The sequence below is a fragment of the Brevundimonas sp. DC300-4 genome, assembly GCF_049897365.1.
Lineage (GTDB): Bacteria > Pseudomonadota > Alphaproteobacteria > Caulobacterales > Caulobacteraceae > Brevundimonas.
Map to the genome: position 1 here is coordinate 183,236 of NZ_JAFCWC010000001.1, position 26,095 is coordinate 209,330.

Sequence of the window (26,095 nt, forward strand, 5' to 3'; positions counted from 1 at the left end):
CGCGTTGCAATCGCAGGGGCTCGGCCCTAGGTTCCGCGCCTTGTTTTAAACGGGCGCCCGGAAGCGGCTGCCCCATCCCCCGGGGAATGACCAAATGACGCCCACTGGTGAAGGCGGCCTGATGGCCATGATCGTGCAGTTCCTGCCGTTCGTCGCGATCTTCGTGCTGTTCTACTTCCTGCTGATCCGTCCGCAGCAGAAGCGGGCGAAGGAACATCAGGCCCTGATCGCGGCCGTGAAGCGCGGCGACACCATCGTCCTGTCGTCTGGCCTGATCGGCAAGGTGACCCGCGTCGAAGAGGCAGAGGTCAATGTCGAGATCGCTCCCAGCGTCAATGTGCGGGTGGTCAAGGGCATGATCGCCGAGGTGCGCAACCGCACCGCCATTGCCGCCAACGACTCCAAGGCGTGAGCCTCGGCTCGCTGAACCGGAACCCCCGTCCATGATTCAGCTGTCGCGCTGGAAGATCATCCTGGTCGTGTTTGCGCTCGTCTTCGGCGTGCTGCTGGCCTTCCCGAACGCCCTGTCTCCGGCGCAACGCGAATCGTTGCCGGGCTGGCTGCCGAAGAACGCCCTGAACCTGGGTCTCGACCTGCAGGGCGGATCCTATCTGCTGCTGGAAGTCGACGTGGCCGCGATGCGGACGAAGCGCGTCGACAACCTGATCGAGGACGTCCGGGTCTCGCTGCGCGAGGCGGGCATCGCCACCAACCAGATCTCGCGTGAAGCGGGCGGCGCGATCATCACCCTGTCGGATCCGACCCGCCAGGACGCCGGCTATACGGCGCTGCAGGCCCTGGTCGGCCCGACGAACGCCAGCGGCGTGGCCGAGCGTCAGGTGCAGCGCGTCGGCCCCGACCGCATTCGCCTGGCCTTCACCGAGGCGACGCTGAACAGCATGGGCGCGACGGCGGTGGACCAGTCCATCGAGGTCGTGCGCCGCCGGATCGACAGCCTGGGCACCCGCGAGCCCTCCATCACCCGCCAGGGCGCCGAGCGTATCGTCGTCCAGGCCCCCGGGGAGAGTGATCCCGCCGCCCTGGAACGGGTCATCGGCCAGACGGCCCAGCTGACCTTCCAGATGGTCGACACCGAAAACTCGGTGCAGGACGCGGTCGCCGGTCGTGTGCCGCCGGACGCCCAACTGCTGATGGGTTCGGACGGTGTGACGCCCTATCTGGTCAAGAAGCGCGTGCTGGTCTCGGGTGAGAACCTGACCCGCGCCGGCGTCGGCGCCGACCAGAGCGGTCGCCCCGCCATCGACTTCCGCTTCGACGGCCAGGGCGCGCGTCGCTTCGGCGAGACGACCGCGGCCAATATCGGCAAGCCCTTCGCCATCATCCTGGACGGCAAGGTGATTTCGGCGCCCACGATCCAGAGCCCCATTACGGGCGGCACAGGCCAGATCACCGGCAACTTCTCCATCGCCGAGGCCTCCGAGCTGGTGAACCTGCTGAATGGCGGCGCTCTGCCTGCGCCGCTGACGGTCGAGGAACGCCGCACCGTGACGGCCGAACTTGGGGCCGACGCCGTCAAGGCCGGCGCGTTGTCGACGATGATCGGCTTCATCATCATCGTGTCCTTCATGCTGCTGGCCTACGGCTTCCTGTTCGGAGGCATCTCGGTGCTGGGGCTGATCCTGAACGGCATCCTGATCGTGGCGGCCATGTCCCTGACCCAGGCGACGCTGACCCTGCCCGGCATCGCCGGTCTGATCCTGACCTTCGCGGTGGCCGTCGACGCCAACGTGCTGATCTTCGAGCGCATGCGTGACGAGGCGCGGGCCGGACGGTCGGTGATCGCCTCGATGGACGCTGGCTTCAACAAGGCCATGGGCACGATCATCGACGCCAACCTGACCACCCTGGTGGCGGCGATGATCATGTTCATCTTCGGGGCCGGTCCGGTACGCGGGTTCGCCTGGACCCTGACCATCGGCGTGTTCACCTCGGTCTTCTCGTCTGTGCTCGTGGCGCAGATCCTGCTCGCCTACTGGCTGAAGATCGCCAAACCCAAGTCCCTTCCGATCGCGGAGTCCGCCCGATGACCTGGTGGCCCCTTATCAGGACCCTGCCGCAGAAGACGAACTTCCACTTCGTCAAATACGCGCGGGTCGCGGCCGTTCTGTCCGTCGTGCTGTGCACGGCGGCGATCGTGTCGTGTTTCTATCCCGGCCTGAACATGGGCATCGACTTCCGGGGCGGCGCCTCGCTTGAGGTCGCCAAGCCGGCCGGTCAGTCGATCGACCTAGAGGCCGTGCGTAGCTCGGTGGGCGAACTGGAGCTCGGTGACGTGGGCGTGCAGGGCATCGCCCGGCGCGACACCAACGTCCAGGACGGCTCGACCGCCGTCCTGCGCTTCCAGATCCCCGAAGGTCGCGACCAGACGGCCGTCGTGAACCAGGTCGAGGGCGCCATCACCGGCGCGGTCGGCGAGGTGACCTACTCCGGAGTGAGCGTCGTGGGCTCCAAGGTCTCGGGCGAACTGTTCACCTCCGGCCTTCTGGCTCTGGGCTCGGCTATCGTGCTGATGTTCGCCTACATCTGGTTCCGGTTCGAGCCGCAGTTCGGCTTCGGCGCCGTGGCCGGCCTGTTGCACGACGTGATCCTGACGTTCGGCCTGATCGTGCTGTTCAAGCTGGAGTTCAGCCTGAACATGGTGGCCGCCATCCTGACCGTGATCGGCTATTCGATGAACGACACGGTCGTGGTGTTCGACCGCCTTCGCGAGAACCTGCGCAAGTACAAGACCATGCCGCTGCGCGAGGTGATCGACCTGTCGCTGAACGAGACCCTGTCGCGGACCATAATCACCGGCGTCACCGCCGTCATGGTGCTTGCGGCCCTGGCCTTCTTCGGCGGCGAGGCCCTGTTCGGCTTCTCGATCGCCCTGATGTTCGGCATCGTCGTCGGCACCTATTCCTCGATCTACGTCGGGGCGCCGATCATCCTGCTTTGGGGCGTGAAGCGCGGCGAGCTCGCCGAGGACGCCAAGCCGATCAAGCTGGGTATGGCGTCGCGGCCCTAGAGGCTTTCTCCCTCCCCTTCAGGGGGAGGGAGAGGTAGGGTGAGCGTCAAACACCGACTCGGGGGAGCGAACACATGGCCAATCTGCTTTCGAATTTCAGGAACACGCTGATCCTCAGCTTTGTGCTCGCGGGGGTGATGATCTTTGCCTTCTTCCGCATCGCGGAGGTGGACGCGGTCCAATTCTGGCAGGCGGTGGCCCGCTGGTTCCACGTCGGCTTCGGCATCCTGTGGATCGGGCTGCTTTACTATTTCAACTTCGTCCAGATCCGCGTCATGCCGACCATCCCGGCCGAGCTGAAGCCGGCGATCTCGAAATATGTCGCGCCTGAGGCCCTGTTCTGGTTCCGCTGGTCGGCGTTGTGCACGGTCCTGGCGGGTCTGGCCGTCATGGGCCTCAAGGGCCACGTCTATTCGATGGAAGTGTTGAGCTTCGGCTTCGCCGGCGGCCTGGTCCAGGGCGATCAGGGCTTCGCCCTGATGGGCGTCGGCGTCTGGCTGGCCATCGTCATGTTCCTGAACGTCTGGGGCATCATCTGGCCGAACCAGAAGCGGGCGTTGGGCATCGTGGTGGTCGATGATGAGAAGAAGGCGAAGGCTGCCCGCGTGGCCATGCTGGCCAGCCGCACCAACCTGCTGCTCAGCCTGCCGATGCTGACCTCCATGGCGATGTACCAGACCCTGTTTGGCTGACGCTCCCGACAGTCTCGACGATCAGGCCCGTAAGGCCGATCCCGACCGCTGGCTGTCCAGCCGGTTCGTCGGCGACGCTCAGGCGCGTGCGGACCTGATCGCGCTCTACGCCTTCGAGGCGGAGCTGATGAGCATCCCGACGCGGGTGACCCAACCCCTGCTGGCCGAGATGCGCTACGCCTGGTGGCGCGAGCAGATGGACGGGGTGTTCTCGGGCGCCGAAAGACGAGGGCATCCTCTGCTGGAGGCCCTGACAGAACTGGTGGCGCGCCACAGTCTGGACCGTGCGCCGTTCGAGGCCCTGATCGAGGCTCACATCGACCGGGTCCATGGCGAGCCGCACGATCTGGACGCCTTCTATGTCGGGCCGATGCAGACGGCGGTGCGCCTGCTGGCCGGGCGGGGGCATGACATCGTCGTGGCCGACGCGGCGCGGGTCCGGGGTCTTCTGCAGGTGGGCCGCAGGGACGAGGCGGCGGCGCTGAGACCGGCCGCGAACCGTGCGCTGAAGACCTTGCCGCCGGTCGCCTTTCCTGCGGTGGCTCATGCGGCCCTGGCTACGGATGCGGCCGAGCCGCTCAAGCGGCTGATGCTGATCTGGGCGACGCTGAGAGGCCGTATCTGATGGCCGTGACCCAGACCGACGTCGTCATCCTGGGCGGGGGACACAATGGGCTGGTCTGCGCCTTTTACCTCGCGAGGGCAGGGCTGAAGGTCACGGTGCTGGAGCGGCGCGGCGTCGTCGGCGGGGCGGCGGTGACGGAGGAATTCCATCCCGGATTCCGCAACTCGACCGCCAGCTACACCGTCAGCCTGCTGAACCCCAAGGTTATCGCCGAGATGGAGCTGGCCCGGCACGGGCTGAAGGTTCTCGAACGGCGGATGTCGAACTTCCTGCCGCTGGACGGCGATTACTTCACGGCGGGCGAGGGTCGGACGCAAGGACAGGTGGCGCGGTTCTCGGCGCGGGATGCGGAACGGCTGCCGGAGTATGAGGCGCGGCTGGAGGCGGTGGCGGCGGTGCTGCGGGCGCTGGTGCTGGAGACCCCGCCCAATCTGCCGACTGGAGGCTGGCTGGAGGCCCTGCCGGAGATGCTGAAGTCGGCGTCCCTGGCAAAACGGCTGGGCGGACTTGATCTGACGGGGCGGCGCGACGTGCTGGACCTGTTCGCCAAGTCGGCCGGCGACTGGCTGGACGGCTGGTTCGAGAGCGATCCGATCAAGGCCCTGTTCGGCTTCGACAGCATCGTCGGCAACTACGCCAGCCCTTACACGCCGGGCTCGGCCTATGTCCTGCTGCACCACGTTTTCGGTGAGGTGAACGGGCGCAAGGGCGTCTGGGGCCACGCCATTGGCGGCATGGGCGCAATCACCCAAGCCATGGCCGTAGCGTGCCGCGAACAGGGCGTGGACATCCGGCTGGACGCCGAGGTGGCGGAGGTCCTGACCGGTAAGGGCAGGGCGATCGGCGCGCTGACGACGGCGGGCGATACGGTGCGGGGTCGGGCGGTCGTGTCGAACCTGCATCCGCGCCTGCTGTTTGACCGGCTGGTCGATCCGGCCGTCGTCCCGGCGGATTTCACCGAGCGGATGAGCCGCTATGCGTCCGGGTCCGGCACCTTCAGGATGAACGTCGCCCTGTCGGAACTGCCGCGCTTTTCGGTGCTGCCGGCGCCCGGCGACCACCATACGGCGGGCATCATCATCGCGCCGAGCCTGGCCTACATGGACCGCGCTCATGCCGAGGCGCGGCTGCACGGCTGGTCCAGGCAGCCCATCGTCGAGATGCTGATCCCCTCGACCCTGGACGACAGTCTCGCGCCGCCGGGACAGCATGTGGCCAGCCTGTTCTGCCAACACGTTGATCCGGCGCTGGGCGACGAGCACCGCGAGACGGTGGCGGACCTGATGATCGACACGGTCGACGCCCATGCGCCCGGTTTCAGGGCGTCGGTGCTGGGGCGGCTGGCGCTGGGGCCGCGCGATCTGGAGCGGCGCTTCGGTCTGGTCGGGGGGGATATCTTCCACGGCAGGCTGACACTGGACCAGCTGTTCAGCGCCCGGCCGGTGCTGGGGCACGCGGACCACAGGATGCCCGTGCCGGGCCTCTATCTGTGCGGGTCAGGGGCGCATCCGGGCGGAGGCGTGACCGGCGCGCCGGGACACAACGCGGCGAAGGCCGTGCTGAAGGACCTCAGACGCGGGCGACGCCCAGGGCGTTGAACAGGGCCGCCTTCACCGCGTCCTCGGTGAAGGGTTTCTGGATGGTCGACTGGCCGCGCCAATGGTCGGGGAGGCCGCCTTGTCCGTAGCCGGTGGAGAAGACGAACGGGATACCCTTGGCCTTCAGCGCCTCGGCGACCGGGAAGACCTCGCGGCCAGCCACGTTCACGTCCAGCAGGGCGGCGTCCAGCAGGGGATCGCTGGCCACGACGTCCAGCGCCGCGTCCACCGTCGCGACGGCGCCGACCGGGATCGCGCCCATGTCTTCCAGTATGGTCTCGAGCAGCATGGCGACCAAGGACTCGTCCTCGACCACAAGGATACGGCGCCCGGTCAAACCTTCAGACATGCTGTTGCGTATCCCTATCAAGCGGAATCGAGAATTCTGCTATAAAACCGTCGCTTGCGTAGCCGAGTTTGACGTCGCCCGCCAGATCGTGCCGGACGTTCCTCTCGATCAGCCGGCTGCCGAATCCCTTGCGCGTCGGGGAGGACACAGGTGGGCCGCCGGCCTCGCGCCAGATGACGCTCAGGATCCGGCTGGTCTGGTTGGCAACGGTCCAGTCGACGAACACGCGGCCGTCGGGGTCTGACAATGCTCCGTATTTGGCGGCATTGGTGGCCAGTTCGTGGAAGATCATACCCAGCGACACCGCCGCTGCCGGACCGAGCGCCAGGGGCGGGCCGTTCAGGACGATTCGGGTCGTCCCATGGGCCGCGGTCTCATGCTCCAGCACGTCGCGGAGATCGGCGCCCTCCCAGTGGCTGCGGGTCAGGAGGTCGTGGGTGTGCGACAGGCTCAGCAACCGCGCCTGGAAGCTCTCGGCGAAGGTCCTGGGGTCCTCATGGGAGCGGGCCGTCTGGATGGCGATCGACTGGATTGTGGCGAGGGTGTTCTTCACACGGTGATTCAACTCGTCGATCATCAGCCTCTGGCGCTGCGCGGCGACAACGGCGTCCGTGACGTCGTGTCCCTGAACAAAGATGCCGACGACCGTCCCGTGGTGGTTCCGGACGGGTTGATAGATGAAATCCACGTTGCGGGTCAGTTCGCGGTCTGCGCCTTCGGGCCGGAAGGTGACGGCGACGCCCTTGCCCTCATAGGGTTCGCCGGTCTCGAAGACGGAATTGAGCCGTTCGTAGAAGCCCTGGCCGGCCAGGTCGGGGAGGGCCTCCCGGATCGACTTGCCGGCGATGTCGTCGCGCCCGACGATGCGGGCATAGGCGTCGTTGTGCATCTGGAAGACATGGTCGGGCCCGGACAGGATGGCGACGAAGCCGGGCGCCTGCATGAACATCTCGACGAGCCGGTTGCGCTCGGTCTCGAGGCGCCGATTGTCCTCCTGAACGGCACGGGCTCGGTTCATGACCCCGCCGCCGAGGAGCATGTCCAGCGCGCTGACGGTGGGGCTGTCGTCCCGTGCGCGCCGCAGCCGCTCCAGCTCGGTGATGTCGGACGTATGCTGGAGGATCAGCACGATCCGGCCTTCGACGTCGTGTAGCGGCGTGTGGCTGGCGCTCCAGTAGCGATCCTCATGGCTGACTACGCCGTCCGGGCCGGCGACCGGGATGGCGTATTGGAGCAGCGCCAGGTGATCCCGTTCGCCGGTCGTCAGCACCTTTTCGAAGGAAGCCCGCAGCTGGCGGACATTCTCCGCCCCAGCCGCAGTCGGCCCGCCGTCAAAGATATCGAAGATCGGGCGACCGATCAGCTGTTCCCGCGCCATGCCGACCGCGGCCAGATAGGCGGCATTCATGCCGGCGTAGCGCAGGTCCGGCGTCAGCAGCATGTAGGGGTTTGTCGACGCCTCGAAGGCCGCCGCAAGGTCTGTCGCCTGTTCAAGTGCCCGCACGCCTAGCGTCTCCCCGGTGCGTGCAAGCGCTTGACGCGGAGAAAGGTTCCCGACGCGGTGAAGATTGTGTCGCGAGCCCGGGTGGCTAGGATCGCCGCATGTCCTTCACCAGTCTCGCCATGGCCATCCTCATGATCCTCGTGCCCGTTTCGCCGGCCCACCCGGATGCGCAGGTGGCGCAGGGGCGGTTGATCGGCCGACAGGCGGACCAGGTCGATTCCTTCAGGGGGATCCCGTTCGCGGCGCCGCCGGTCGGGGCCTTGCGGTGGATGCCGCCCCAGGCGCCGGCCTTATGGGCAGGCGACCGTGATGCTGGCTCGGTCGGCGCGATCTGCGTCCAGGCCCCGGCCAATGGCGATCCGGGCGTCGGACCGCCTCCATCGAGCGAGGACTGTCTGACCCTGAACGTGTGGACGCCGGCGGAGCGGGCAGGGACCTTGCCCGTGATGATCTGGATTCACGGCGGCGGGTACAGCAACGGCTCGGGCACGGCGGCGCTCTACGACGGTGCCAACCTGGCGCGACGCGGCGTCGTGGTGGTGACGATCAACTACCGGCTGGGGCGGCTGGGCTTTTTCGATCATCCGGCGCTCGCAGCCGAGCGGCCGGCGGGCCAGCCCGCCGGAAACTATGGCGTGATGGACCAGATAGCGGCCCTGGAGTGGGTGCGCGACAACATCGCTGCTTTCGGGGGGGATCCGGCGCAGGTGACGATCTTCGGTGAGTCGGCGGGCGGGGCTGCGGTGACCCAGTTGATGGTCGCGCCCGCCGCGCGCGGCCTGTTCAGCCGTGCGGCGGCGCAGTCGGGGCTGGGTCGGCAACGCTCGGCGTTGCTGGCCGAGGATCGGCCGGGTCGGCCCTCGGCCCAATCGCTGGGCGTCGCCTTCGCGAGGTCGGCCGGGCTGGGCGCGGATGCGACCGCGGAGGCCCTGCGCGCGCTTCCGGCCGAGCGTCTGCTGACGCCCATGCCAGCCTTCTACAGTGACAACCTGATCGTCGACGGCGAGGTCGTGCCGGAGGACGTGGTCGAGGCCTTCGCCGCCGGACGCCAGGCGCCCGTGCCCCTGATCATCGGGACCAACAGCGCCGAGTTCTGGTGGATCCGCCCTGTGGACGCCGGCGCCTATGGCCGTACCGACGACGCGATGACCGACCCCGAGTACGACGCCCTTCTGGCGGCCTACGGCGGGCAGGACGGGTACGACGCCCATGTGGTCAGCGATCTGATCTTCAACGAGCCGGCGCGGCATCTGGCGCGACTGCATGCGCATGCCGGACACGCGGCCTACCTCTACCGTTTCGACGTGGTGCCGGAATCCAACCCCGAGCCCAGCGGCGGGGCGACCCATGCTTCGGAGCGGCCCTATGTCTTCGACAACCTCGATACCGTCGGGAGGCCGATGGGCGGGCGCGACCACCGGGCGGCGACCGCCATGGCCGACTACTGGACCACATTCGCCAGGGCCGGCGACCCGAACGGCGGCGACCGGCCGGCCTGGCCCGAGTTCGGCGCCGCGCCGGACCGGCTGCTGGAGTTCACCAACGACGGGCCGGCGGCCAAGGCGGTCCCGTTCGGTGACCGCCTGGACCTGATCGAGCGGTTCTATGGGCGCGTCCGACCCTAGAGCCTGATCGGCTGACGAGGAATCGCTTCGCGATTCCGCTGATGCCGTGAATCAGGCTCCAGATTTAAGCGAGAGCTTGATTCACGCTTCATGTCGGACCCGCGAAGCGGGTCCACCAGAAACGATCATGCTCTAGAGACAGGCCCCGTTGGTCCGGATCACCTCGGCGTAAAGCAGGCCGCTGTCCTTGATCGTCCGCTCCTGGGTCAGGAAGTTGACGTGGGTGATGCCGAACCGCTTCGAATAGCCGAGCGACCATTCGAGATTGTCGAGCAGCGACCAGGCCATATAGCCCTCCAGCTTCACCCCCCTGCCGATGGCGTCGTGGACCGCCTTCAGGTGGGTCTTCAGATAGTCGACCCGCATCGGATCCTGGATGCGACCGTCGATGGCGTGGGGCGGATCGTACCAGGCGGAGCCGTTCTCGGTGACCATCAGGGGCAGGCCGCCCGTCTGCTCATGCAGCCAGACCAGGGTGTCGGTGAAGGCCGGGGGATAGACCTCCCAACCGGTCTCGGTATGGGCGTGCTGGATCTGCTTCACCGGCCGGGCGCGGACGGGCCAGGCGTCGGGCGCGTTCTCGGGCACCGCGCGGGTGTACCAGTTGAGGCCCATCCAGTCGGTCGGTGTCGCGATCAGGTCGAAGTCCCCGGCCGGGAAGTTGCGCATCGCATCGCCATAGACGTCGTGCAGTTCGGCCGGGTAGCCGCGGCCCATCAGGGGATCGAGGAACCAGCGGTTCATCTGGGCCTCGGCGCGTTTGCGCGCGGCTTCGTCCTCCGGCCTGTCGCTGGCCGGATATTTCGGTTCGATGTTGAGGACGATGCCGATCCGGCCTTCACCGACTTCGCGGAAGCGGCGAACGGCGGCGCCGTGGGCGCGCAGGACATTGTGGCCGGCGATCACGGCCTCGTAGTGGGACCTGTGGCCGGGGGCCAGGACGCCATGAAGATAGCCGCCATCAACAATGACCCAGGGCTCGTTGATCGTGCCCCAGGTCTTCACCCGCCCCTTGAAACGCTCGAACAGCACCTGGCCGTAGTCGGCGAACCAGTCGGCGATGTCGGGGTTCAGCCAGCCGCCCCGGTCGTCCAGCGCCGCCGGCAGATCCCAGTGATAGAGGGTGACGAGCGGCTCGATCCCCGCGTCGATGAGGGCGTCGATCAGGTTGTCGTAGAACTGCAGGCCCGCCTCGTTCAGCCGCCCTGTGCCGTCCGGCATGACCCGGCTCCAGCTGACCGAGAATCGGTAGGCCTTCAGACCCAGCCGCTTGATCAGTTCGACGTCCTCGCGCCAGCGATTGTAGTGGTCGCAGGCCACGTCGCCCGTGTCGCCGTCCTTCATATTGCCCGGAATGTGGCAGAACCGGTCCCAGATGGATTCGCCCGCGCCGTCGGCCATGGACGAGCCCTCGATCTGATAGGCGGCCGTGGCTGCGCCCCACAGAAAACCCTCGGGAAACTGATAGTTGGCGCTCATTTGAAGGCTTTCGTTCGGAAGGCGAGCAGGTGGGGGAGGGAGAGGCCGGAACCGTTGCCGCAGGCCCGACGCTGATCAGAAAGTCTGGTGTGGCCAAACTACGGCACTTGCGGGCCCCATTACCAGTGTGCGATGTAACCGATTACAGAATTTTGTCGACGGACCTTCGATTAACGGAGGCCGGTACGGCCGGGACGTTTCAGGACACGCTGGGTGCATCGCAACCGTACTCACAGCTCAGCCGGCCGTGCGCCGATGGGACGCGCGGCGTGAAGCCGGCGACGATCCGTGACGTGGCCGAGCGCGCCCGGGTTTCCGTGGCCTCGGTGTCCCGTGTCCTGACCGGCGCGGGGGCCGTCACCGAGCCGACCCGGCTGAAGGTTCTGGAGGCTGTCGAGGCCCTGGCCTACGTCCCCCATTCGGGAGCCCGCAGCCTGTCGACCAGCCGCACCGACACGGTCGGGGTCATCCTGCCGGACCTCTTCGGGGACTTCTTCTCGGAGCTGATCCGGGGCATGGATGTGGCGGCGCGCGCCAACGGACTGCACCTGATCGTGTCGAGTTCGCATGACGACGCCTCGGATGCGGCCGCGGCCATCCGTTCGATGCGAGGCCGTGTGGACGGGCTGATCGTGCTGTCGCCCCATCTCGATTCGGCCAATCTGGCGCACAGCCTCGCAGGGCGTCTGCCGGTGCTGTTGATGAACGGCGGGGCGAATGACGCCGGCCGGCCGTCGATGGTCGTGGACAATGTCGGCGGTGCGGTCGCGGCGGTCGAACACCTGCTGGCTCAGGGCCGCGAGCGGATCGTCCACATCGGCGGGCCATCCGGAAACCTCGAAGCGCGCGAGCGTCAGGCCGGATATGTCCAGGCCATGACCGCCGCAGGCCGCGACCCAGTGATCGTCGGCGGGGAGTTCACCCAGGCCTCGGGACACGACGCGACCGCTCTGCTGCTGGCCGAGGGCGTGCGGCCCGATGCAATCTTCGCGGCCAACGACATGACGGCGATCGGCGCGCTTCTGGCGTTGCAGGACGCGGGCGTCCGCTGCCCCGAGGACGTCGCCGTGGTTGGTTTCGACGACGTGCCGATCGCGGCCCTCGTGCGGCCGGCCCTGACCACCCTTCGCATCGAAATCGCCGAGACGGGCCGCCGCGCCATGGACCGGCTGGTCGCCCTGATCGCCGCCTCCAACGACCCGCAGGCTAAGCCCGACGCCGCCTGCGAAATCATTCGACCCCAACTCGTCGTCCGCCAGTCGAGCGGCGGTCCCCAATCCAGCATCGCCTTCAACGGAGACACCCAATGACCCGCATGACCCTGCGCTCCCGCGCGCTGGGCGCCGTTTCGGCCCTGGCCGTGGCGACCCTGATAACGGCCGGCGCCGCTTCGGCGCAGACCACTAACGCCACGATCCGGGGCACGGTCTATGAGGGCGATGCGCCGGAAAACGGGGGAGAAGTCGTTGCCCGCGAGACGGCAACGGGCTTCTCCTACCGCGGCCGGATCAATGCGGACGGCAGCTATGCTCTGGTGGGCGTGCGCCCTGGTTCCTATGCGATCACGGCGACGACGGCCGACGGCCAGGTCGCCACGGATGTCGTGTCCGTCGGCGTGGCCCAGTCCGCCAGCCTGGATCTCAGCGTCGGAGCCGTCACAGGCGCTGTGAGCGATGACGCCACCGACGTCGGCGATATCGTCGTCACCGGCCGGCGGCTGGTCGAAGTCCGCACGCCGGAGAACTCCACCAACGTCACGCTGCAGCAGATCCAGACCCTGCCGCAGATCAACCGCAACTTCCTCAACTTCGCCGCCCTGGCGCCTGGCGTTCGGGTCTCGCAGAACGAGCAGGAAGTGACGATCAGCGCGGGCGGCCAGCGGGCCGAGGCCATCAACGCCTTCATCGACGGCGCGAGCCTGAAGTCCAATGTCATCTCGGGCGGTATTCAGGGCCAGGACGACAGCCGGGGCAACCCCTTCCCCCAGGCCGCCATCGGCGAGTTCCGGATCATCACCCAGAACTTCAAGGCCGAGTACGAACAGGCCTCGTCGGCGATCATCACGGCCATCACCCGCTCTGGCACCAATGAGTTCCATGGCGAGATCTTCGGCGCCTATCGCGATCAGGACTTCATCGAACAGGACGTGTTCTCGCGTCGTCGCAACCAGACCGAGGCCGATCTGGAAGTACAGCAGTACGGCGCGGCGCTGGGCGGACCGATCATCCAGGATCGTCTGCACTTCTTCGGCAGCTATGAGCACAAGCAGGAGAACCGCGCGGCCACCGTCAACCTGGGCCGCCAGACGCCCGCGTATCAGACCCAGTTCGCCCAATATATCGGCACCTTTGCGACGCCGTTCGAGGAAGACCTGTTCTTCGGCAAACTGAGCTTCCAGGCGGCCGAGGGTCACCTGTTCGACCTGAGCGTAACCTATCGCGACGAAGCCGACACCACCGGCGTCGGCGGGGCAAACTCGATCGAGCGCGCCTCGGGTCTGCAACAAACCACCAAGAGCGCCCAGCTCCGCTATCAGTGGCAGGGCGAGGGCTTCGTCAACGAAGCCTCGATCGACTACCGCGACTACAACTACAATCCGACCGCATCGAACTTCGACACGAGGGGCGCCAGCTTCCGCATCTTCGAAACCGGTTACGACCCCTTCGGCGGCGTCTCTATCCTGAATATCGGCGGTTCGGGCAGCCGCCAGAACATCACGGACTGGACGATGACGTTCCGGGATGACCTGACCTTTACCGACATCGATTTCCACGGCTCCCACACCCTCAAGATGGGCGTGAAATTCTCGGCCCAGAACTATGTCGTCGACAAGGAATTCGGGCGCAACCCGGAGTTCTTCTTCGATCTGAACGGCACGGCCAGCGGCAATGCGGCGGTTCCCTACCGGGTCCAGCTGGGCAACCGGTTCCCGACGGTCGATCTGGATAACAACGTCTACGGGCTCTACATCCAGGACGACTGGCGCCTGACTGACCAGCTGGAGATCAACCTCGGCATCCGCTGGGACTACGAGGATAACGCCAACAACGTCGACTACGTCACCCCCGCCAATGTGCTGACGGGCCTGAACCAGTGGATCGCCTCGACCGACGGCGGCAAGCCGGCCGGCTACAAGCCCAGCTGGTTCAACGTCAACGACTACATCTCGACCGGCAGCAACCGCGACGCCTATGCCAAGGCCTTCCAGCCGCGCATCGGCTTCTCCTACGACGTCTTCGGCGACCGGGAGACGGTCATCTTCGGCGGCGCCGGACGCTATTATGACCGCGTCAACTTCAACTTCGCCTTCGACGAAGTGGCCAAGGGCGGCGACTTCACCCGCAACGCCTTCTTCTCGACCACGGGCCGGCCCGCAGGTGTCGCCAACGGCGGACCTACCGATCCCATCCTGTGGCAGGCCAGCTATTTCACCGCCGCCGGCCTCGATCCGGTGTTGAACAACATCCCGGCTCGGGGCGAAGCCTTCCTGCTGAAGAACGACTTCGAGCCACCCCGGACGGACCAGTTCAACCTGGGTCTGCGTCAGCGTTTCGGCGACTGGCAGACCGAGTTCACCCTGGCCTACGGCAAGACCGAGAACGAGTTCACCTGGCAGTATCTGAACCGCTGCCGTGAACCCAACGCGCCGAACGACGGCGACGGGTTCGGCGACAACGGCGGCTTCTGCTCGCCGGGCGGCACGAACCCGTACCGCACCTATCTGGTCAGCGATCACAGCAAGGAACGCGAGTTCACCGCGCTCTACGTCAAGCTCGACAAGAACTACACGCGTGAAAGCGGCTGGGGTCTGAACGTTGCCTACACCTGGGCCGACTCCCAGCAGAACGGCGGCGACGATAATTTCTGCTTCGACTGCTTCAGCGTGGCGACCTCGCCGATGCGGAATTCCCCGAACAACGAGCACCACCGGATTGTCGCCAACGGCATCGTCGATCTGCCGGCCGGGTTCCAGCTGTCGGGTATCCTCACCCTGGGTTCGGGCACGCCGTTCAACGTCTTCGACGGCACCGGTTCGCGCTTCTACTACCGTCCGTCCGGCGCCTATCCGGAGCAGGACAACTTCATCATCCCCGCCGCCTTCGCCTACCGGAATCTGGATCTGCGCCTGACCAAGTCCATCGACCTGTGGGATGCGGGCGAGCTCCAGTTGTACGTCGACGCCATCAACGTGTTCGACTTCTACAACTACTCCGGCTTCAACGGCGACAAGGGCTCCCCCAACTTCGGCAACCCGTCGTCGGTGCTGTTCCCGACACGGACCCTCCAGTTCGGCGCTCGCTACAGCTTCTGATCCTTCTTTTCTGAGACTGGCCGTCCCTGGGTTACAGGGGCGGCCGTATTTTTTGCGGGCGACGCGGGGGCGTTGGCGTAGAGTAACTGAGTATGGACCGTCGTCGATTTCTTCTGGCCTCTACGGCCGTCGCTTTCGCCCCTGCGGGCCTGTCGGCCTGTGGGAGCCTGGGCCTGCCCATGTCCGGCGGCGCGATACGGCTGGACCCCGAAGTCGATGAACTCCAGCGCCGGACCTTCGACTGGTTCGTCCATGTCACCGACCGCGAGCGCGGGCTGACGCCGGACCGCTGGCCGGCGGACTCCTTCTGTTCGGTCGCGGCGGTCGGGTTCGCCCTGACCTGCTGGCCGGTCGGGGTCGAGCGCGGCTGGATGAGGCGGGACGAGGCGCGGACGCGAACGCTGAACACCGTCCGCTTCTTCCACGACGCGCCCCAGGGGCCGGAGGCGACCGGCGTCGCGGGGCACAGGGGCTTCTTCTACCACTTCCTCGACCGCCGGACGGGTCACCGCTATGGCCGGGTCGAGCTGTCGACCGTGGACACCGCCCTGCTGGTCGCCGGCATGCTGTTCGCCGCCCGCTTCTTCGATGGGGACGACGCGGAAGAAGCCGAGATCCGGCGTCTGAGCCAGGCGATCTACGACCGGATTGAATGGGACTGGGTCGTCATCCGGCCGCGCCGGATCAGCATGGGCTGGCATCCGGAGACCGGCTTCATCCCCGCCGACTGGCATGTCTACAACGAGGGGATGCTGGTCCTGCTGCTGGCCATAGGCTCGACGACCCATCCGGTTCCGCCCGCCGTCTGGGACGAGTGGTGCTCGGTCTATGACCAGAGCTGGTCGGACACCCGGGGCCCGGCCCACCTGCATTTCCCGCCGATGTTCGGGCATCAGTACAGCCATATGTTCGTCGACTATCGCGGCATCCGCGACGCCTGGATGCGGGCGAAGGCGGCCGAGGTCGAAGGCTTCGACTATTTCGAGAACAGCGTGCGCGCGGTGGCGGCCCAGCGCGCCTACGCCGTCGCCAATCCGGGCGGCTGGGACGGCTATTCGGCCGAGGTCTGGGGCCTGACCGCCTGCGACGGACCGGGCGATTTCAAACAGGTCATCGACGCGCGGGAACGTGAGTTCTTCAGCTATTCCGCGCGGGGTCCGGGTGACCGTGACGACGGCACCCTCGCGCCGACCGCGGCCCTGGCCAGCTATCCCTTCGCCCCCGCCGAGGTCACCGCTACCCTCAAGGCGATGAAGTCGCGTTATGGCGCCGGGATCTACACGCAGTGGGGCTTCCTCGACTCGTTCAACCCGACCCTGACGGAGCGGGAGGGGCGGTTGCAGCACGGTCGGATCGTGCCCGGCGTGGGCTGGGTCGACAGCGACTACCTCGGCATCGACCAGGGACCGATCGTCATCATGATCGAGAACGGCCGCTCCGACCTGGTCTGGCGCCATATGCGCGGCGAACCGAACGTCACGCGCGGGCTGAGGCGGGCCGGATTCAGCGGCGGATGGCTGGACGCATGATCGATCGCCGCGCCGCCCTGGGGCTGATGGCGAGCGCGTCTCTGGCGGGTTGCGGGCGGACCGACGGGATCACCCGGCTGCGCTTCTGGGCCATGGGCAACGAGGCGACCCACGCGCCTCAGATCCTGACTGCGTTCGAGGCGGCCAATCCGGGCATCAAGGTCGTGGTCCAGCCTCTGCCCTGGACCGCCGCGCACCAGAAGCTGCTCACCGCCTATGCCGGGGCGTCGCTGCCGGACGTCAGCCAGATCGGCAATACCTGGGTGGCGGAACTGGCCGCGATCGGCGCCCTGTCGCCGACGCCCGCCTTCGCCGACGACCTGCTGCAGGATCAGTTTCCGGCGGTGCTGGAGACCAACCGGATCGGCGGCAGGGCGATGGCCACGCCCTGGTATGTCGACACCCGCCTGATCTATCTGCGCACCGATCTTCTAGCCCGCGCGGGCTTCGACGCCATGCCGGTGGCCTGGGCCGAGTGGAAGCGGGCCATGCATGCGGTCAAGCGCGTGGCAGGCGATGGAAATTTCGCAATCCTGTTGCCGGTCAATGAGTTCGAGCAGCTTCTGACATTCGGTCTACAGGGCGATCAACCATTGCTCCGCGACCGGGACACGCGCGGCAACTTCTCCAGCGAGTCTTTTCAGGCGGCGCTGGCCTTCTACAAGAGCCTGTTCGACGAAGGCCTCGCGCCCCTGGCCTCGGCGGCGCAGATCTCGAACGTCTGGACCGAGTTCGCACGCGGCTATTTCAGCTTCTATTTCTCCGGCCCCTGGACCATCGGGGACATGAAGAGCCGGCTGCCCGCCGAGATCCAGCCACACTGGACCACGGCCGGCGTGCCCGGTCCGACCGGCCCCGGAGCCTCGGCGCCAGGCGGGTCATCGCTGGCCGTGTTCCGCTCTTCGCCGCATCAGGACGCAGCGTGGAAACTGGTGCGCTATCTGTCCGATCCAGCGGTGCAGGCGCGCTTCAACGTCATCACCGGCGACCTGCCGGCGCGCCCCTCGGCCTGGGCCGCGCCGAAAGTGGCGTCCGACCCCTATGTGACCGCCTTCAACGGCCAGCTCGCGCGCGCCAAAGCCGTGCCCAAGGTCCCTGAGTGGGAGCGGATCGTCACAGAGATGCAGATCGTCGCCGAACGGATGGTGCGCGGTGAATTCACGGTCCAGCAGGCCGGCGCCGAGATCGACCGCCGCGCTGACCTCCTACTCGAAAAGCGCCGCTGGATGATCGAACAGGGGCGGGCGGGATGATCTCTCGCCGCGAACGCGCCGCCTGGGGCTTCGTCGCCCCGTCGCTGATCGCCATCGCGGTCTTCTTCGTCGTGCCGGTGGTGTCGTCGCTGCTGCTCAGCCTGACCGACTTCGATATCTATGCGCTGGCCGATCTCGGCAACATGAGGTTCGTAGGCCTGCAGAACTACGAGCGGCTGCTGACCAATCCCTTGTTCTGGCAGGCGATGAAGAACACCGTCTGGTTCAGCGTGCTGGGTGTGCCGCTCGCGATCGGCGCCTCGCTGGCGGCGGCGGTCATCCTGAACGCGCGGACGATCAAATGGCGGCCCGTCTGGCGGGTCATGTTCTTTGCGCCCTATGTGACGACGCTCGTCGCCACGGCGGTGCTGTGGAACTATCTGCTGCACACCCGCTACGGCGTCATCAACTGGGCCCTGACCAGTGTGGGCCTGCCCGCCGTCGACTGGCTGGGCAACCCCGACACCTCGATCCCCGCCATCCTGATCTTCGTGGTGTGGAAGATCTTCGGCTATAATATGCTGATCTTCCTGGCGGTGCTGCAGACCGTGCCGGACGACCTCTATGAGGCCGCGCGCATTGACGGGGCGGGACCGTGGGCGCGGTTCACCAATGTCACCCTGCCAGCCATCGCGCCCACGCTGCTGCTGGTCTCGATCATCTCGGTGGCCGGCTTCTTCCAGCTGTTCGCCGAACCCTATGTCATGACCCAGGGTGGACCGGCCCAGTCGACCGTGACGGTGCTCTACTTCATGTACGAAGAGGGCTTCAAATGGTGGAATCTGGGATCCGCCTCGGCCGTCGCCTTCATCCTGTTCCTGTGCATCTTCGCGGTGACCCTGGTGCAGCTGGCCGTATCGCGGCGGCTGGGCGGAGATCACACATGAAGCCCCGTGTGATCCTGTTGAACATCGGCGTGGCCCTGATCGGGCTGATCGTCCTGTTTCCCCTGCTGTGGATGCTGTCGGTCAGCTTCATGTCGACGGGCGAGGCCGCCGTCTTCCCACCGCCGCTGCTACCCAGCCGCTGGACCCTGGAGCATTACCGCGACCTGTTCGTGAACCAGGGCATGGGCCGCTATATGTGGAACAGTTTCGCCCTCGCCACCCTGGCCACCGGGCTGGCCCTGGCGTTCACCGTCCCGGCCGGCTACGCCTTCGCCAAGCTGACCTTCAAGGGCCGGGACCGGCTGTTCCAGCTCCTCATCGGCGCCCTCGTCATCCCGGCCCAGATCGGCACCCTGCCGCTGTTCCTGATGCTGAAGTCGATGGGGTTGGTGAATACCTACGCCGGGGCGCTGGTGCCTTGGCTGGCCTCGATCTTCGGTCTGTTCCTGGTGCGCCAGTACGCCCTGTCGATTCCCGACGAGATGCTGGAGGCCGCGCGCGTAGACGGCGCCAGCGAGGGCCAGATCTTCCGCCGCATCGTCCTGCCGACCCTGACGCCGATCCTGGTGACGCTGGGCCTGTTCGTCTTCCTCGGCAGCTGGAACGACTTCCTGTGGCCGCTGATCATCCTGACCGATCAGTCGAACTATACCCTGCCGGTCGCGCTGGCCGCGCTGTCGCGCGAGCATGTGCAGGATATCGAACTGATGATGGCGAGCGCCGTCATCACCGTGGCGCCGGTGCTGATCCTGTTCCTGGCGCTGCAACGGTTCTACATCCGCGGCATGCTGGCCGGGAGTGTGAAGGGTTGAGCATGCGTGTGTTCCTCGGCCTCATCGCCGCTGTCCTGATCGCTGCGCCCGTCCACGCCCAGTCGACGCGGACGCTGGATGCGTTCGAGGACCTGTCGCCCTGGAGCGCCGACGCCTCGACCGACGTGACCTCGATCCTGTCGTCCGTCGCTGGCCATCGCGGCGACGCACTGCGGCTGGACTATGATTTCAATGGCCGGTCGGGCTACGCCTTCGCCGCGCGCGACCTGTCGTTCGAGGCACCCGGGAACTACGAGATCACGTTCCGGGTTCGGGGCGAGGGGCCGACCAACACCTTCGAGGTCAAGTTCACGGACGCGAGCGGAGAGAACGTCCACTGGCGCCAGACCACCCGCTACGCCTTCCCGGACGGCTGGACCCTGTTCACGATCAAGAAGCGACAGGTCGCCTGGGCCTGGGGGCCGAACCCCGACCGGACGTTCCGCGGCGCCGAGCGGGTCGAATTCGTCGTCACGGGCGGAGAGGGCGGCAGGGGCTTCATCGAGATCGACGACCTGACCCTGCGCACCCTGGCGCCGGAGCCGTCCGTCCCGCCGCGCCCATTAGCCGAGGCGACGAGCGAAGACGGCCTGTCGGTTGCGGCCCTGGCCGTGGACGACGACCTCGCCACCGCGTGGCGCACGGTCGGGGCGGGCGAACAGTCCCTGACGCTCGATCTCGGCTACGAGCGGGAGTTCGGCGGCCTCACCCTGCGCTGGGCCGACAGCAAGGCGGCGTCGGCCTATCGCGTCATGGCCTCTAGCGACCGCCGCCAGTGGCATGAGATCGCCAGGGTCCAGGGCGGCGACGGCGGGACAGACTGGATCCGCACGCCGGAAGCCTCGGCCCGCTGGCTGCGGCTGGACCTGACGACCCCGCAGACCGGGCCGGGCTCGGGTCAGATGGGCGCGGGCTTCGGCACAGCCGCAGCGGCGGCGACCGCCTATGCGCTGGCCGATCTGCGCATCGAACCGCTGGCGTTCGGCGCCGACGAGACCGCCTTCATGACCGCCATCGCAGGCCAGAGCCGGCGCGGTCTCTATCCGCGCGGCTTCCGCGGCGAGCAGCCCTACTGGACGCTCGTCGGCGTCGACGGCGGCGGGGAGAGCGGGCTGATCTCGGAAGACGGCGCCATCGAGCTGAAGCGCGGCGGGCCGTCGATCGAACCCTTCGTGCTGGACAACGGCCGGCTGGTGACCTGGGCGGATGCGCGCATCGATCAGGCCCTGGTCGAGGACGACCTGCCGATCCCGACCGTGACCTGGACCCAGGATGACTGGACCCTGAAAGTCACGGCCATGGCCGAGGGATCGCCTGACGCGGCGGCGCTCTATGGCCGATATGACCTGACGAACACCTCGGCTCAGGAGCGGACGCTGACGCTGGCGCTCGCTGCGCGGCCGATGCAGGTCAACGGGCCGGTTCAGTTCCTGGCCGTGCCCGGCGGCGCGGCGCCCATCCTCCAGATGCAGTGGACCGGCGCGGAGCTGGTGCTGGACGATGCGTTGCGGATCCATCCGCTGATCGCGCCCGACGACGTTCGGCTGGCGACCTTCGCCTCGGGGGCCGATCCGCAGAGCCTGCTGGCGCGTGGACCCGACGGGCCCCGCGATGCGGCGGTGGAGTCTGACCGGACCGGTCTGATGGCGGCGGCCATGCTCTATTCGGTGACGCTGCGTCCCGGCGAGACGCGGACATTCGGCTGGGTCTCGGGGCTGGAGGGCCCGCGTCCGGCCCTGCCGGCGACCGCTTCGGTCGAGGCGGCGCTCGATACCGTGCTGCACCGCGTCGCCGCCGGCTGGCGCGAGAATCTGGACCGGTTCGACCTGATCATGCCGCCCGAGGGTCAGCGGATCGAGGACACCATGAAGACCTCGCTGGCCCACATGCTGATGTCGCGTCAGGGTCCGGCCCTGCAGCCCGGCACGCGCAGCTATAACCGCTCATGGATCCGCGACGGCGCGATGATGGCCGAGGGGCTGAACCGGCTGGGACATGCCTCGCTGTCGCAGGACTATCTTCGCTGGTACGCCCCCTATGTCTTCGACAACGGCAAGGTCCCGTGCTGCGTCGACAGCCGGGGCGCCGATCCGGTGCCCGAGAACGACAGCCACGGGGAGTTCGTCTTCCTCGCCGCCGAGACGTATCGCTACACCGGCGACCTGACCCAACTGCGCGCTGTCTGGCCCCAGGTTCAGGCCGCGATCGGCTATATGGACACGCTGCGGGCGTCGACGCGTACAGAGGCGAACCGGACACCCGCAACGCGCCACTTCTACGGCCTGTTGCCGCCGTCCATCAGCCACGAGGGCTATTCGGACCGGGCGGCCTGGTCCTACTGGGACGACTTCTGGGGCCTGCTCGGCTACCGCGACGCCATCGAGATCGCCACCGCACTGGGTGAGACCGAGGCCGCCGCCCGTTTCACGGCGGCGCGGGCGGAGTTCGCGGTGGACGTCACCGCCTCCATCACCGGCACGGCCATCCATCACCGCATCGACTGGATCGCGGGCGCGGCCGACCGGGGCGATTTCGACGCCACCTCCACGACCATCGGGCTGTCGCCGGGCGGTCTGCAGGCCGAGCTGCCGCAGGGCCTGCTGATCCGGACCTTCGAGAAATACTGGGAGAACTTCACAGCGCGCCAGGCCAACCGCGCGGCGTGGCGGGACTACACCCCGTATGAATTGAGGAATGTCGGGGCCTTCGTGCGACTGGGCCAGCGCGACCGGGCGATGGCGGCGCTGGACTTCTTCTTCGCCGACCGCAGGCCCCCGGCCTGGAACGGCTGGGCCGAGGTGGTCGGCCGCGACCTGCGCGAGCCGCGCTTTATCGGCGACATGCCGCACGCCTGGATCAGTTCGGACTATATCCGTTCGGCGCTCGATCTGTTCGTCTACGATCGGGACGAGGATCACGCCCTGGTGCTCGCCGGCGGCCTGCCGATGAGCTGGATCGACAGCGTGACGGGCGTGGGCGTCCGGGACGTCCGCACGCCCTATGGGCCGCTGACCTATGCCCTGCGTCGTCGGGCCGGATTGACCACCCTGACCCTGGGTCCGGGCGTGACGCCTCCGGGCGGCTTCGTCCTGCAATGGCCGGAGGGCCAGGATCTGCCCGCCCGTATCCGCATCGACGGACGGAACGGGGAGTGGACGGGTCGCGAACTGGTCATTCCGGCGAGTGCGCGGCGGGTCGAGTTGCGCTGACGCTTTTCGGGGCGGGGAGAAGGGAATAGATCGTCCCCATGACCCATACCCTCCGCCGCCTTCTCGACCTGCCCGGCGTCGCCGACCTCGAAGCGAAGGCGCTGATGAAGCCCGGCTACGCCGACCCCTCGCGCCGCGACGAATTTCCCGAGGTGGCCGAGGTCCTGGCCGCCGTCTTCGGACTGACCGCCGAACAGGCCGAGGAAGCGGCGCGTCCCGACGACTGGGACGGGATCGAGCGGCTGTCTCCGGCCGACCAGGCGGACACGTTCGAGGCCGAGGGCTGGGACGTTCGTGACGCCAGGCGCAAGCCGCTGCGGATGCTGGCGGTGTTGTGCGAGCCGCTGGCCCTGGCGATGCGCGGCGTTGCCGGGATGTTGCCGGACGCGCCGTTCGTCCCTGAGCCCGCCGAAGAGAAGAGCGACTGGGGCGCCGGCATGGCGGCCGAGGCGGCGCGCTTCAGGAAGCGGTAGCGGCGCTACATCCCGCGCATCAGCTCGTCGGCCAGGGCCGCTGTCAGGTAGCCGTCGGCAATGCGGCCGTGGGCGATCTGCCATTGTTTGAGGGCGCGGCGGGTGCCGGAGCCGACGACGCCGTCGATGGCTCCGGGATCGTAGCCGGCGCGGGCGAGGGCGGTCTGGGCGCCGAAACGCTGCTCGCGCGAGATCGGACCGTCGTTGGGCCAGGTTCCGACAAGGCCGGGCTTTCCCGCCACGCCGTCGGCGGTCAGGCCGATGGCGAGCGCATAGCTGACCGAGTTGTTGTAGCGGCGGATGATGTAGTGGTTCGGCAGAGCCAGGAAGGCCGGACCCCGCGCGCCCTGGGGCAGCAGGATGATCCCGTTCTCGGCCGCTTCCTCCAAGGTTGGGGCGCCGCCCCGCGCGAGGGTGACGCCGCGCCGGGTCCAGTCGCTCCACGGGCGGCCATCGGCCTCGGCCAGGGCATAGTCGAAGTTGGCCGGCAGCTGGATTTCGTAACCCCAGGCCTGGCCGCGTTTCCAGCCCGCCTGGGCCAGCAGGTTCGCGGCCGAGGCGAGGGCGTCGGCGTCCGAGCCCCAGATGTCGACATGGCCGTCGCCGTTCTGGTCGACGCCAAGACGCAGATAGTTGTCGGGCATGAACTGTGTCTGGCCCATGGCCCCGGCCCAGCTGCCGAGCAGGCCGGAGCGCTCGCGGCGGCCATCGACGACGATGTCGAGGGCGTTCTTCAGCTGGTCCTCGGCCCAGTCGCGGCGGCGACCGTCGAAGGCGAGGGTGGCGAGCGAACGGATAACGTCCTTGTCGCCCTGGACCTGGCCGAAGCTGGATTCATTGCCCCAGATGGAGACGAGGATTTCCGCCGGCACGCCGAAACGCTGGGTCACGGCCCAAGGCACGGCGTCGATGCGGCGACGGGCCTCGGCGATACGCGCGGCCGACGCCGCGTTGGCGATATAGGCCCCGGCGGGGCGGCTGAACTCCGGCTGGCTGCTGTCCAGACGAATGACCTCCGGGTCGGGCGTCAGATTGGCCAGTTGCTGTTCATAGAGGGCGCGGCGGGCGCCGCCCTTGCGCGAAAGGAAGCCCTGTTTCCAGCCCTCGAACCCGGCCTGATCCGGGGTAGCGCGCGGCGGGGTCGGCACGGCAGGGGCCGGCGCGACCGGCGCGGCGCGGGGCGGCGCCGGGCTGGCGATGACCGGAGGCGCCTCCGGCAGCATCGGCGCGCAGGCCGAGACGGCGGCAATCAGGACAAGGCGATAGTCGAGGCGCATGAGGCGAAGAGTTCCAGACAGCTCTGATCCGATCAAGAGCCTGCAAATAGCGCGCGAGTATGGCGAAGCGTTGCGGCGAAAGGGTGAATGCGATCTCCACAGTGTTCGATTCCTCGATCTTAGGAAATGAGCGACATTCTGTCCTCGCTCTCGGACACGGCCTGGTGGCGGAGGGGCGACGCGACGGGTGTGCAAGCCCGTGAACCCTCCGTTCAACTCGGAGGCCAGGCCTCCAAGCACTTTTTGGTGCGCTAACGCGAGCGACGCGGTCGCTCGCTGCTTGAGCGCGAATTCCCTCATATCTTTCGGACGCGCTACAGGTGAGGACATGCCCACCGCTGCCGAGATCATCGCCCTGCTGGACCTCAAGCCCCATCCCGAGGGGGGGCACTATCGCGAGACCTTCCGCGATCCGCATGAGATCGGCGGGCGGTCGGCCGGGACGGCGATCTATTTCCTGCTGGCCGAGGGCGAGGCGTCGCACTGGCACCGCGTCGACGCGGCAGAAATCTGGCATTTTCACGCCGGCGCGCCGCTCGAGCTCAGGATCGCCGATCCGGCCGAACGGCGCATGGTATTGGGCCCGGACCTGAGGGCGGGTGAGCGGCCGCAGGGCGTCGTGCCGACGGGCGCCTGGCAGGCGGCGAGGAGCCTCGGCGCCTGGACGCTGGTCAGCTGCACCGTCGCGCCGGGGTTTGACTTCATCGGCTTCGAGATGGCTTCTGAGGGCTGGGAGCCGGAGCAGGGAGAGGTGTGATGGCGGAGCTCAAGGCCAAATTCACGGCTGCATCGGTCGAGGATTTCATCGCCCAGGTCGAAAATCCGAGGCGGCGCGACGACGCGAAGGTCGTGGCGGCGCTGATGGCGAAGATCTCGGGCGAGCCGGCGACAATGTGGGGGCCGTCGATCATCGGCTTCGGCCGCTATCACTACCGATACGCCAGCGGGCATGAGGGCGATGCGCCGGTGGTGGGGTTCTCGCCGAGAAAGGCGAACCTGGTGCTGTATTTCGCCGGCGACGAGCCGGGCTACAGCGAGCGGCTAGCCCGGCTCGGCAAGCACAAGGCCAGCAAGGCCTGCGTCTATGTGAACCGGCTGTCCGATCGGGATCCGGACGTCCTGCGCGAGATGATCCAGGTCACGATCGACACGACCAGGGCGCGCTATCCGGGCTAGGCCGCCATGCGGAAGTCGTCGTAGCAGGTGTCGGCGGCGCGGGCCTCGTCCCACAGGGCGTCTTCGTCCGAGTAGCGGGCGCTGGCGCGGGCGTCGATGACATCGACCACCTGTTCCTCCAGCCGGTCCCAGATCACGGCCAGGTCGCCGCAGCCGTCGGCCTCGCAGGGGACGATCAGGTAACGGGAGGTGTTGATTTGCGTCTGGGGAGCGGATGCGCGGGCCATGGGTGTCTCCGGTCAGTGTGTGCTTGCCGATGAGTCTGAG

The 26,095-nt window shown here is 67.4% G+C and carries 22 protein-coding genes; 17 read left to right on the forward strand and 5 right to left on the reverse strand.

Annotated elements, in window-relative coordinates; translation table 11 throughout:
• The first annotated feature begins 94 nt into the window (after window positions 1-94).
• From yajC to ACP7AZ_RS00945, 6 genes are all read left to right on the forward strand, one after another.
• Window positions 95-412, forward strand: coding sequence for a preprotein translocase subunit YajC (gene yajC, locus ACP7AZ_RS00920; protein ID WP_303695452.1), 318 nt, complete (start codon window positions 95-97; stop codon window positions 410-412).
• A gap of 31 nt (window positions 413-443) precedes the next feature.
• Complete coding sequence (gene secD / locus ACP7AZ_RS00925) at window positions 444-2,048, forward strand: protein translocase subunit SecD (RefSeq protein WP_426035193.1); 1,605 nt, start codon at window positions 444-446, stop codon at window positions 2,046-2,048.
• The gene (secF, locus tag ACP7AZ_RS00930) at window positions 2,045-3,028 is read left to right on the forward strand and encodes a protein translocase subunit SecF (protein WP_426035195.1); all 984 of its coding nucleotides are present in this window, start codon (window positions 2,045-2,047) and stop codon (window positions 3,026-3,028) included. Before secD ends, secF begins: the two co-directional genes overlap by 4 nt.
• Before the next feature lie 74 nt (window positions 3,029-3,102).
• On the forward strand, window positions 3,103-3,720 hold the full coding sequence (locus ACP7AZ_RS00935) for a hypothetical protein (RefSeq protein WP_426035197.1): 618 nt from the start codon (window positions 3,103-3,105) through the stop codon (window positions 3,718-3,720).
• Window positions 3,713-4,345 (forward strand): squalene/phytoene synthase family protein, encoded by a 633-nt coding sequence (locus tag ACP7AZ_RS00940; RefSeq protein ID WP_426035199.1) that lies wholly within the window; start codon window positions 3,713-3,715, stop codon window positions 4,343-4,345. The genes ACP7AZ_RS00935 and ACP7AZ_RS00940 overlap by 8 nt, the downstream gene beginning before the upstream one ends.
• The gene (locus tag ACP7AZ_RS00945; protein WP_426035201.1) at window positions 4,345-5,943 is read left to right on the forward strand and encodes a phytoene desaturase family protein; all 1,599 of its coding nucleotides are present in this window, start codon (window positions 4,345-4,347) and stop codon (window positions 5,941-5,943) included. The genes ACP7AZ_RS00940 and ACP7AZ_RS00945 overlap by 1 nt, the downstream gene beginning before the upstream one ends.
• Here ACP7AZ_RS00945 and ACP7AZ_RS00950 read toward each other — a convergent pair.
• On the reverse strand, window positions 5,915-6,292 hold the full coding sequence (locus ACP7AZ_RS00950; protein ID WP_426035203.1) for a response regulator: 378 nt from the start codon (window positions 6,290-6,292) through the stop codon (window positions 5,915-5,917). The two genes, ACP7AZ_RS00945 and ACP7AZ_RS00950, sit on opposite strands and share 29 nt — an antisense overlap.
• Window positions 6,285-7,796 carry a sensor histidine kinase gene (locus tag ACP7AZ_RS00955; protein WP_426035205.1) on the reverse strand — a complete coding sequence of 504 codons (1,512 nt, stop codon included), beginning with the start codon at window positions 7,794-7,796 and terminating at the stop codon, window positions 6,285-6,287. Before ACP7AZ_RS00955 ends, ACP7AZ_RS00950 begins: the two co-directional genes overlap by 8 nt.
• Window positions 7,797-7,894: 98 nt before the next feature.
• Between ACP7AZ_RS00955 and ACP7AZ_RS00960 the strand changes: the two genes are divergently transcribed.
• Window positions 7,895-9,421 carry a carboxylesterase/lipase family protein gene (locus ACP7AZ_RS00960; RefSeq protein WP_426035207.1) on the forward strand — a complete coding sequence of 509 codons (1,527 nt, stop codon included), beginning with the start codon at window positions 7,895-7,897 and terminating at the stop codon, window positions 9,419-9,421.
• A 132-nt stretch (window positions 9,422-9,553) separates the two neighbouring features.
• Here ACP7AZ_RS00960 and ACP7AZ_RS00965 read toward each other — a convergent pair whose 3' ends face one another.
• Window positions 9,554-10,900, reverse strand: a complete 1,347-nt coding sequence (locus tag ACP7AZ_RS00965; RefSeq protein ID WP_426035209.1) for a GH1 family beta-glucosidase — start codon at window positions 10,898-10,900, stop codon at window positions 9,554-9,556.
• Between the two features lie 269 nt (window positions 10,901-11,169).
• On the opposite strand from ACP7AZ_RS00965, the gene ACP7AZ_RS00970 reads away from it, so the two are divergent.
• The 8 genes from ACP7AZ_RS00970 (at window position 11,170) to ACP7AZ_RS01005 (ending at window position 23,375) form a co-directional block, all read left to right on the forward strand.
• Window positions 11,170-12,210 carry a LacI family DNA-binding transcriptional regulator gene (locus ACP7AZ_RS00970; protein ID WP_426035211.1) on the forward strand — a complete coding sequence of 347 codons (1,041 nt, stop codon included), beginning with the start codon at window positions 11,170-11,172 and terminating at the stop codon, window positions 12,208-12,210.
• Window positions 12,207-15,212, forward strand: a complete 3,006-nt coding sequence (locus ACP7AZ_RS00975; protein WP_426035213.1) for a TonB-dependent receptor — start codon at window positions 12,207-12,209, stop codon at window positions 15,210-15,212. The genes ACP7AZ_RS00970 and ACP7AZ_RS00975 overlap by 4 nt, the downstream gene beginning before the upstream one ends.
• 92 nt (window positions 15,213-15,304) lie before the next feature.
• Entirely contained in the window at window positions 15,305-16,741 is a 1,437-nt protein-coding gene (locus tag ACP7AZ_RS00980; RefSeq protein WP_426035215.1) for a glucoamylase family protein, read from the forward strand.
• Window positions 16,738-17,994 (forward strand): extracellular solute-binding protein, encoded by a 1,257-nt coding sequence (locus tag ACP7AZ_RS00985; protein ID WP_426035217.1) that lies wholly within the window; start codon window positions 16,738-16,740, stop codon window positions 17,992-17,994. The genes ACP7AZ_RS00980 and ACP7AZ_RS00985 overlap by 4 nt, the downstream gene beginning before the upstream one ends.
• Entirely contained in the window at window positions 17,991-18,881 is an 891-nt protein-coding gene (locus ACP7AZ_RS00990; protein ID WP_426035219.1) for a carbohydrate ABC transporter permease, read from the forward strand. Before ACP7AZ_RS00985 ends, ACP7AZ_RS00990 begins: the two co-directional genes overlap by 4 nt.
• A complete protein-coding gene (locus ACP7AZ_RS00995; protein ID WP_426035221.1) occupies window positions 18,878-19,693 on the forward strand; it encodes a carbohydrate ABC transporter permease in 816 nt (271 codons plus the stop codon). The genes ACP7AZ_RS00990 and ACP7AZ_RS00995 overlap by 4 nt, the downstream gene beginning before the upstream one ends.
• A 2-nt stretch (window positions 19,694-19,695) precedes the next feature.
• Complete coding sequence (locus ACP7AZ_RS01000) at window positions 19,696-22,902, forward strand: discoidin domain-containing protein (protein ID WP_426035223.1); 3,207 nt, start codon at window positions 19,696-19,698, stop codon at window positions 22,900-22,902.
• Window positions 22,903-22,940: 38 nt separating this feature from the next.
• A complete protein-coding gene (locus ACP7AZ_RS01005; protein WP_426035225.1) occupies window positions 22,941-23,375 on the forward strand; it encodes a hypothetical protein in 435 nt (144 codons plus the stop codon).
• Window positions 23,376-23,380: 5 nt separating this feature from the next.
• Here ACP7AZ_RS01005 and ACP7AZ_RS01010 read toward each other — a convergent pair whose 3' ends face one another.
• The gene (locus tag ACP7AZ_RS01010) at window positions 23,381-24,652 is read right to left on the reverse strand and encodes a lytic murein transglycosylase (RefSeq protein WP_426035227.1); all 1,272 of its coding nucleotides are present in this window, start codon (window positions 24,650-24,652) and stop codon (window positions 23,381-23,383) included.
• Window positions 24,653-24,980: 328 nt separating this feature from the next.
• Here ACP7AZ_RS01010 and ACP7AZ_RS01015 point away from each other — a divergent pair, with 328 nt between their 5' ends.
• Together ACP7AZ_RS01015 and ACP7AZ_RS01020 are read left to right on the forward strand one after the other, a co-directional pair.
• Window positions 24,981-25,409 (forward strand): cupin domain-containing protein, encoded by a 429-nt coding sequence (locus ACP7AZ_RS01015; protein ID WP_426035229.1) that lies wholly within the window; start codon window positions 24,981-24,983, stop codon window positions 25,407-25,409.
• Entirely contained in the window at window positions 25,409-25,828 is a 420-nt protein-coding gene (locus ACP7AZ_RS01020; RefSeq protein ID WP_426035231.1) for a DUF1801 domain-containing protein, read from the forward strand. The genes ACP7AZ_RS01015 and ACP7AZ_RS01020 overlap by 1 nt, the downstream gene beginning before the upstream one ends.
• On the opposite strand, the gene ACP7AZ_RS01025 is transcribed toward ACP7AZ_RS01020, so the two are convergent.
• On the reverse strand, window positions 25,825-26,055 hold the full coding sequence (locus ACP7AZ_RS01025) for a hypothetical protein (RefSeq protein ID WP_426035233.1): 231 nt from the start codon (window positions 26,053-26,055) through the stop codon (window positions 25,825-25,827). The genes ACP7AZ_RS01020 and ACP7AZ_RS01025 overlap by 4 nt on opposite strands.
• Window positions 26,056-26,095 lie beyond the last annotated feature (40 nt).

Excerpts from the sequence above, each read along its gene's own strand:
- ACP7AZ_RS00985 (WP_426035217.1), top strand. The coding sequence starts at position 16,738 with ATGATCGATCGCCGCGCCGCCCTGGGGCTGATGGCGAGCGCGTCTCTG.
- ACP7AZ_RS01020 (WP_426035231.1), top strand. The coding sequence starts at position 25,409 with ATGGCGGAGCTCAAGGCCAAATTCACGGCTGCATCGGTCGAGGATTTC.
- ACP7AZ_RS00965 (WP_426035209.1), bottom strand. The coding sequence starts at position 10,900 with ATGAGCGCCAACTATCAGTTTCCCGAGGGTTTTCTGTGGGGCGCAGCC.
- ACP7AZ_RS00995 (WP_426035221.1), top strand. The coding sequence starts at position 18,878 with ATGAAGCCCCGTGTGATCCTGTTGAACATCGGCGTGGCCCTGATCGGG.
- ACP7AZ_RS01015 (WP_426035229.1), top strand. The coding sequence starts at position 24,981 with ATGCCCACCGCTGCCGAGATCATCGCCCTGCTGGACCTCAAGCCCCAT.
- ACP7AZ_RS01025 (WP_426035233.1), bottom strand. The coding sequence starts at position 26,055 with ATGGCCCGCGCATCCGCTCCCCAGACGCAAATCAACACCTCCCGTTAC.
- ACP7AZ_RS01010 (WP_426035227.1), bottom strand. The coding sequence starts at position 24,652 with ATGCGCCTCGACTATCGCCTTGTCCTGATTGCCGCCGTCTCGGCCTGC.
- secD (WP_426035193.1), top strand. The coding sequence starts at position 444 with ATGATTCAGCTGTCGCGCTGGAAGATCATCCTGGTCGTGTTTGCGCTC.
- ACP7AZ_RS01005 (WP_426035225.1), top strand. The coding sequence starts at position 22,941 with ATGACCCATACCCTCCGCCGCCTTCTCGACCTGCCCGGCGTCGCCGAC.
- yajC (WP_303695452.1), top strand. The coding sequence starts at position 95 with ATGACGCCCACTGGTGAAGGCGGCCTGATGGCCATGATCGTGCAGTTC.
- secF (WP_426035195.1), top strand. The coding sequence starts at position 2,045 with ATGACCTGGTGGCCCCTTATCAGGACCCTGCCGCAGAAGACGAACTTC.
- ACP7AZ_RS00975 (WP_426035213.1), top strand. The coding sequence starts at position 12,207 with ATGACCCGCATGACCCTGCGCTCCCGCGCGCTGGGCGCCGTTTCGGCC.
- ACP7AZ_RS01000 (WP_426035223.1), top strand. The coding sequence starts at position 19,696 with ATGCGTGTGTTCCTCGGCCTCATCGCCGCTGTCCTGATCGCTGCGCCC.
- ACP7AZ_RS00935 (WP_426035197.1), top strand. The coding sequence starts at position 3,103 with ATGGCCAATCTGCTTTCGAATTTCAGGAACACGCTGATCCTCAGCTTT.
- ACP7AZ_RS00950 (WP_426035203.1), bottom strand. The coding sequence starts at position 6,292 with ATGTCTGAAGGTTTGACCGGGCGCCGTATCCTTGTGGTCGAGGACGAG.
- ACP7AZ_RS00980 (WP_426035215.1), top strand. The coding sequence starts at position 15,305 with ATGGACCGTCGTCGATTTCTTCTGGCCTCTACGGCCGTCGCTTTCGCC.
- ACP7AZ_RS00960 (WP_426035207.1), top strand. The coding sequence starts at position 7,895 with ATGTCCTTCACCAGTCTCGCCATGGCCATCCTCATGATCCTCGTGCCC.
- ACP7AZ_RS00945 (WP_426035201.1), top strand. The coding sequence starts at position 4,345 with ATGGCCGTGACCCAGACCGACGTCGTCATCCTGGGCGGGGGACACAAT.
- ACP7AZ_RS00990 (WP_426035219.1), top strand. The coding sequence starts at position 17,991 with ATGATCTCTCGCCGCGAACGCGCCGCCTGGGGCTTCGTCGCCCCGTCG.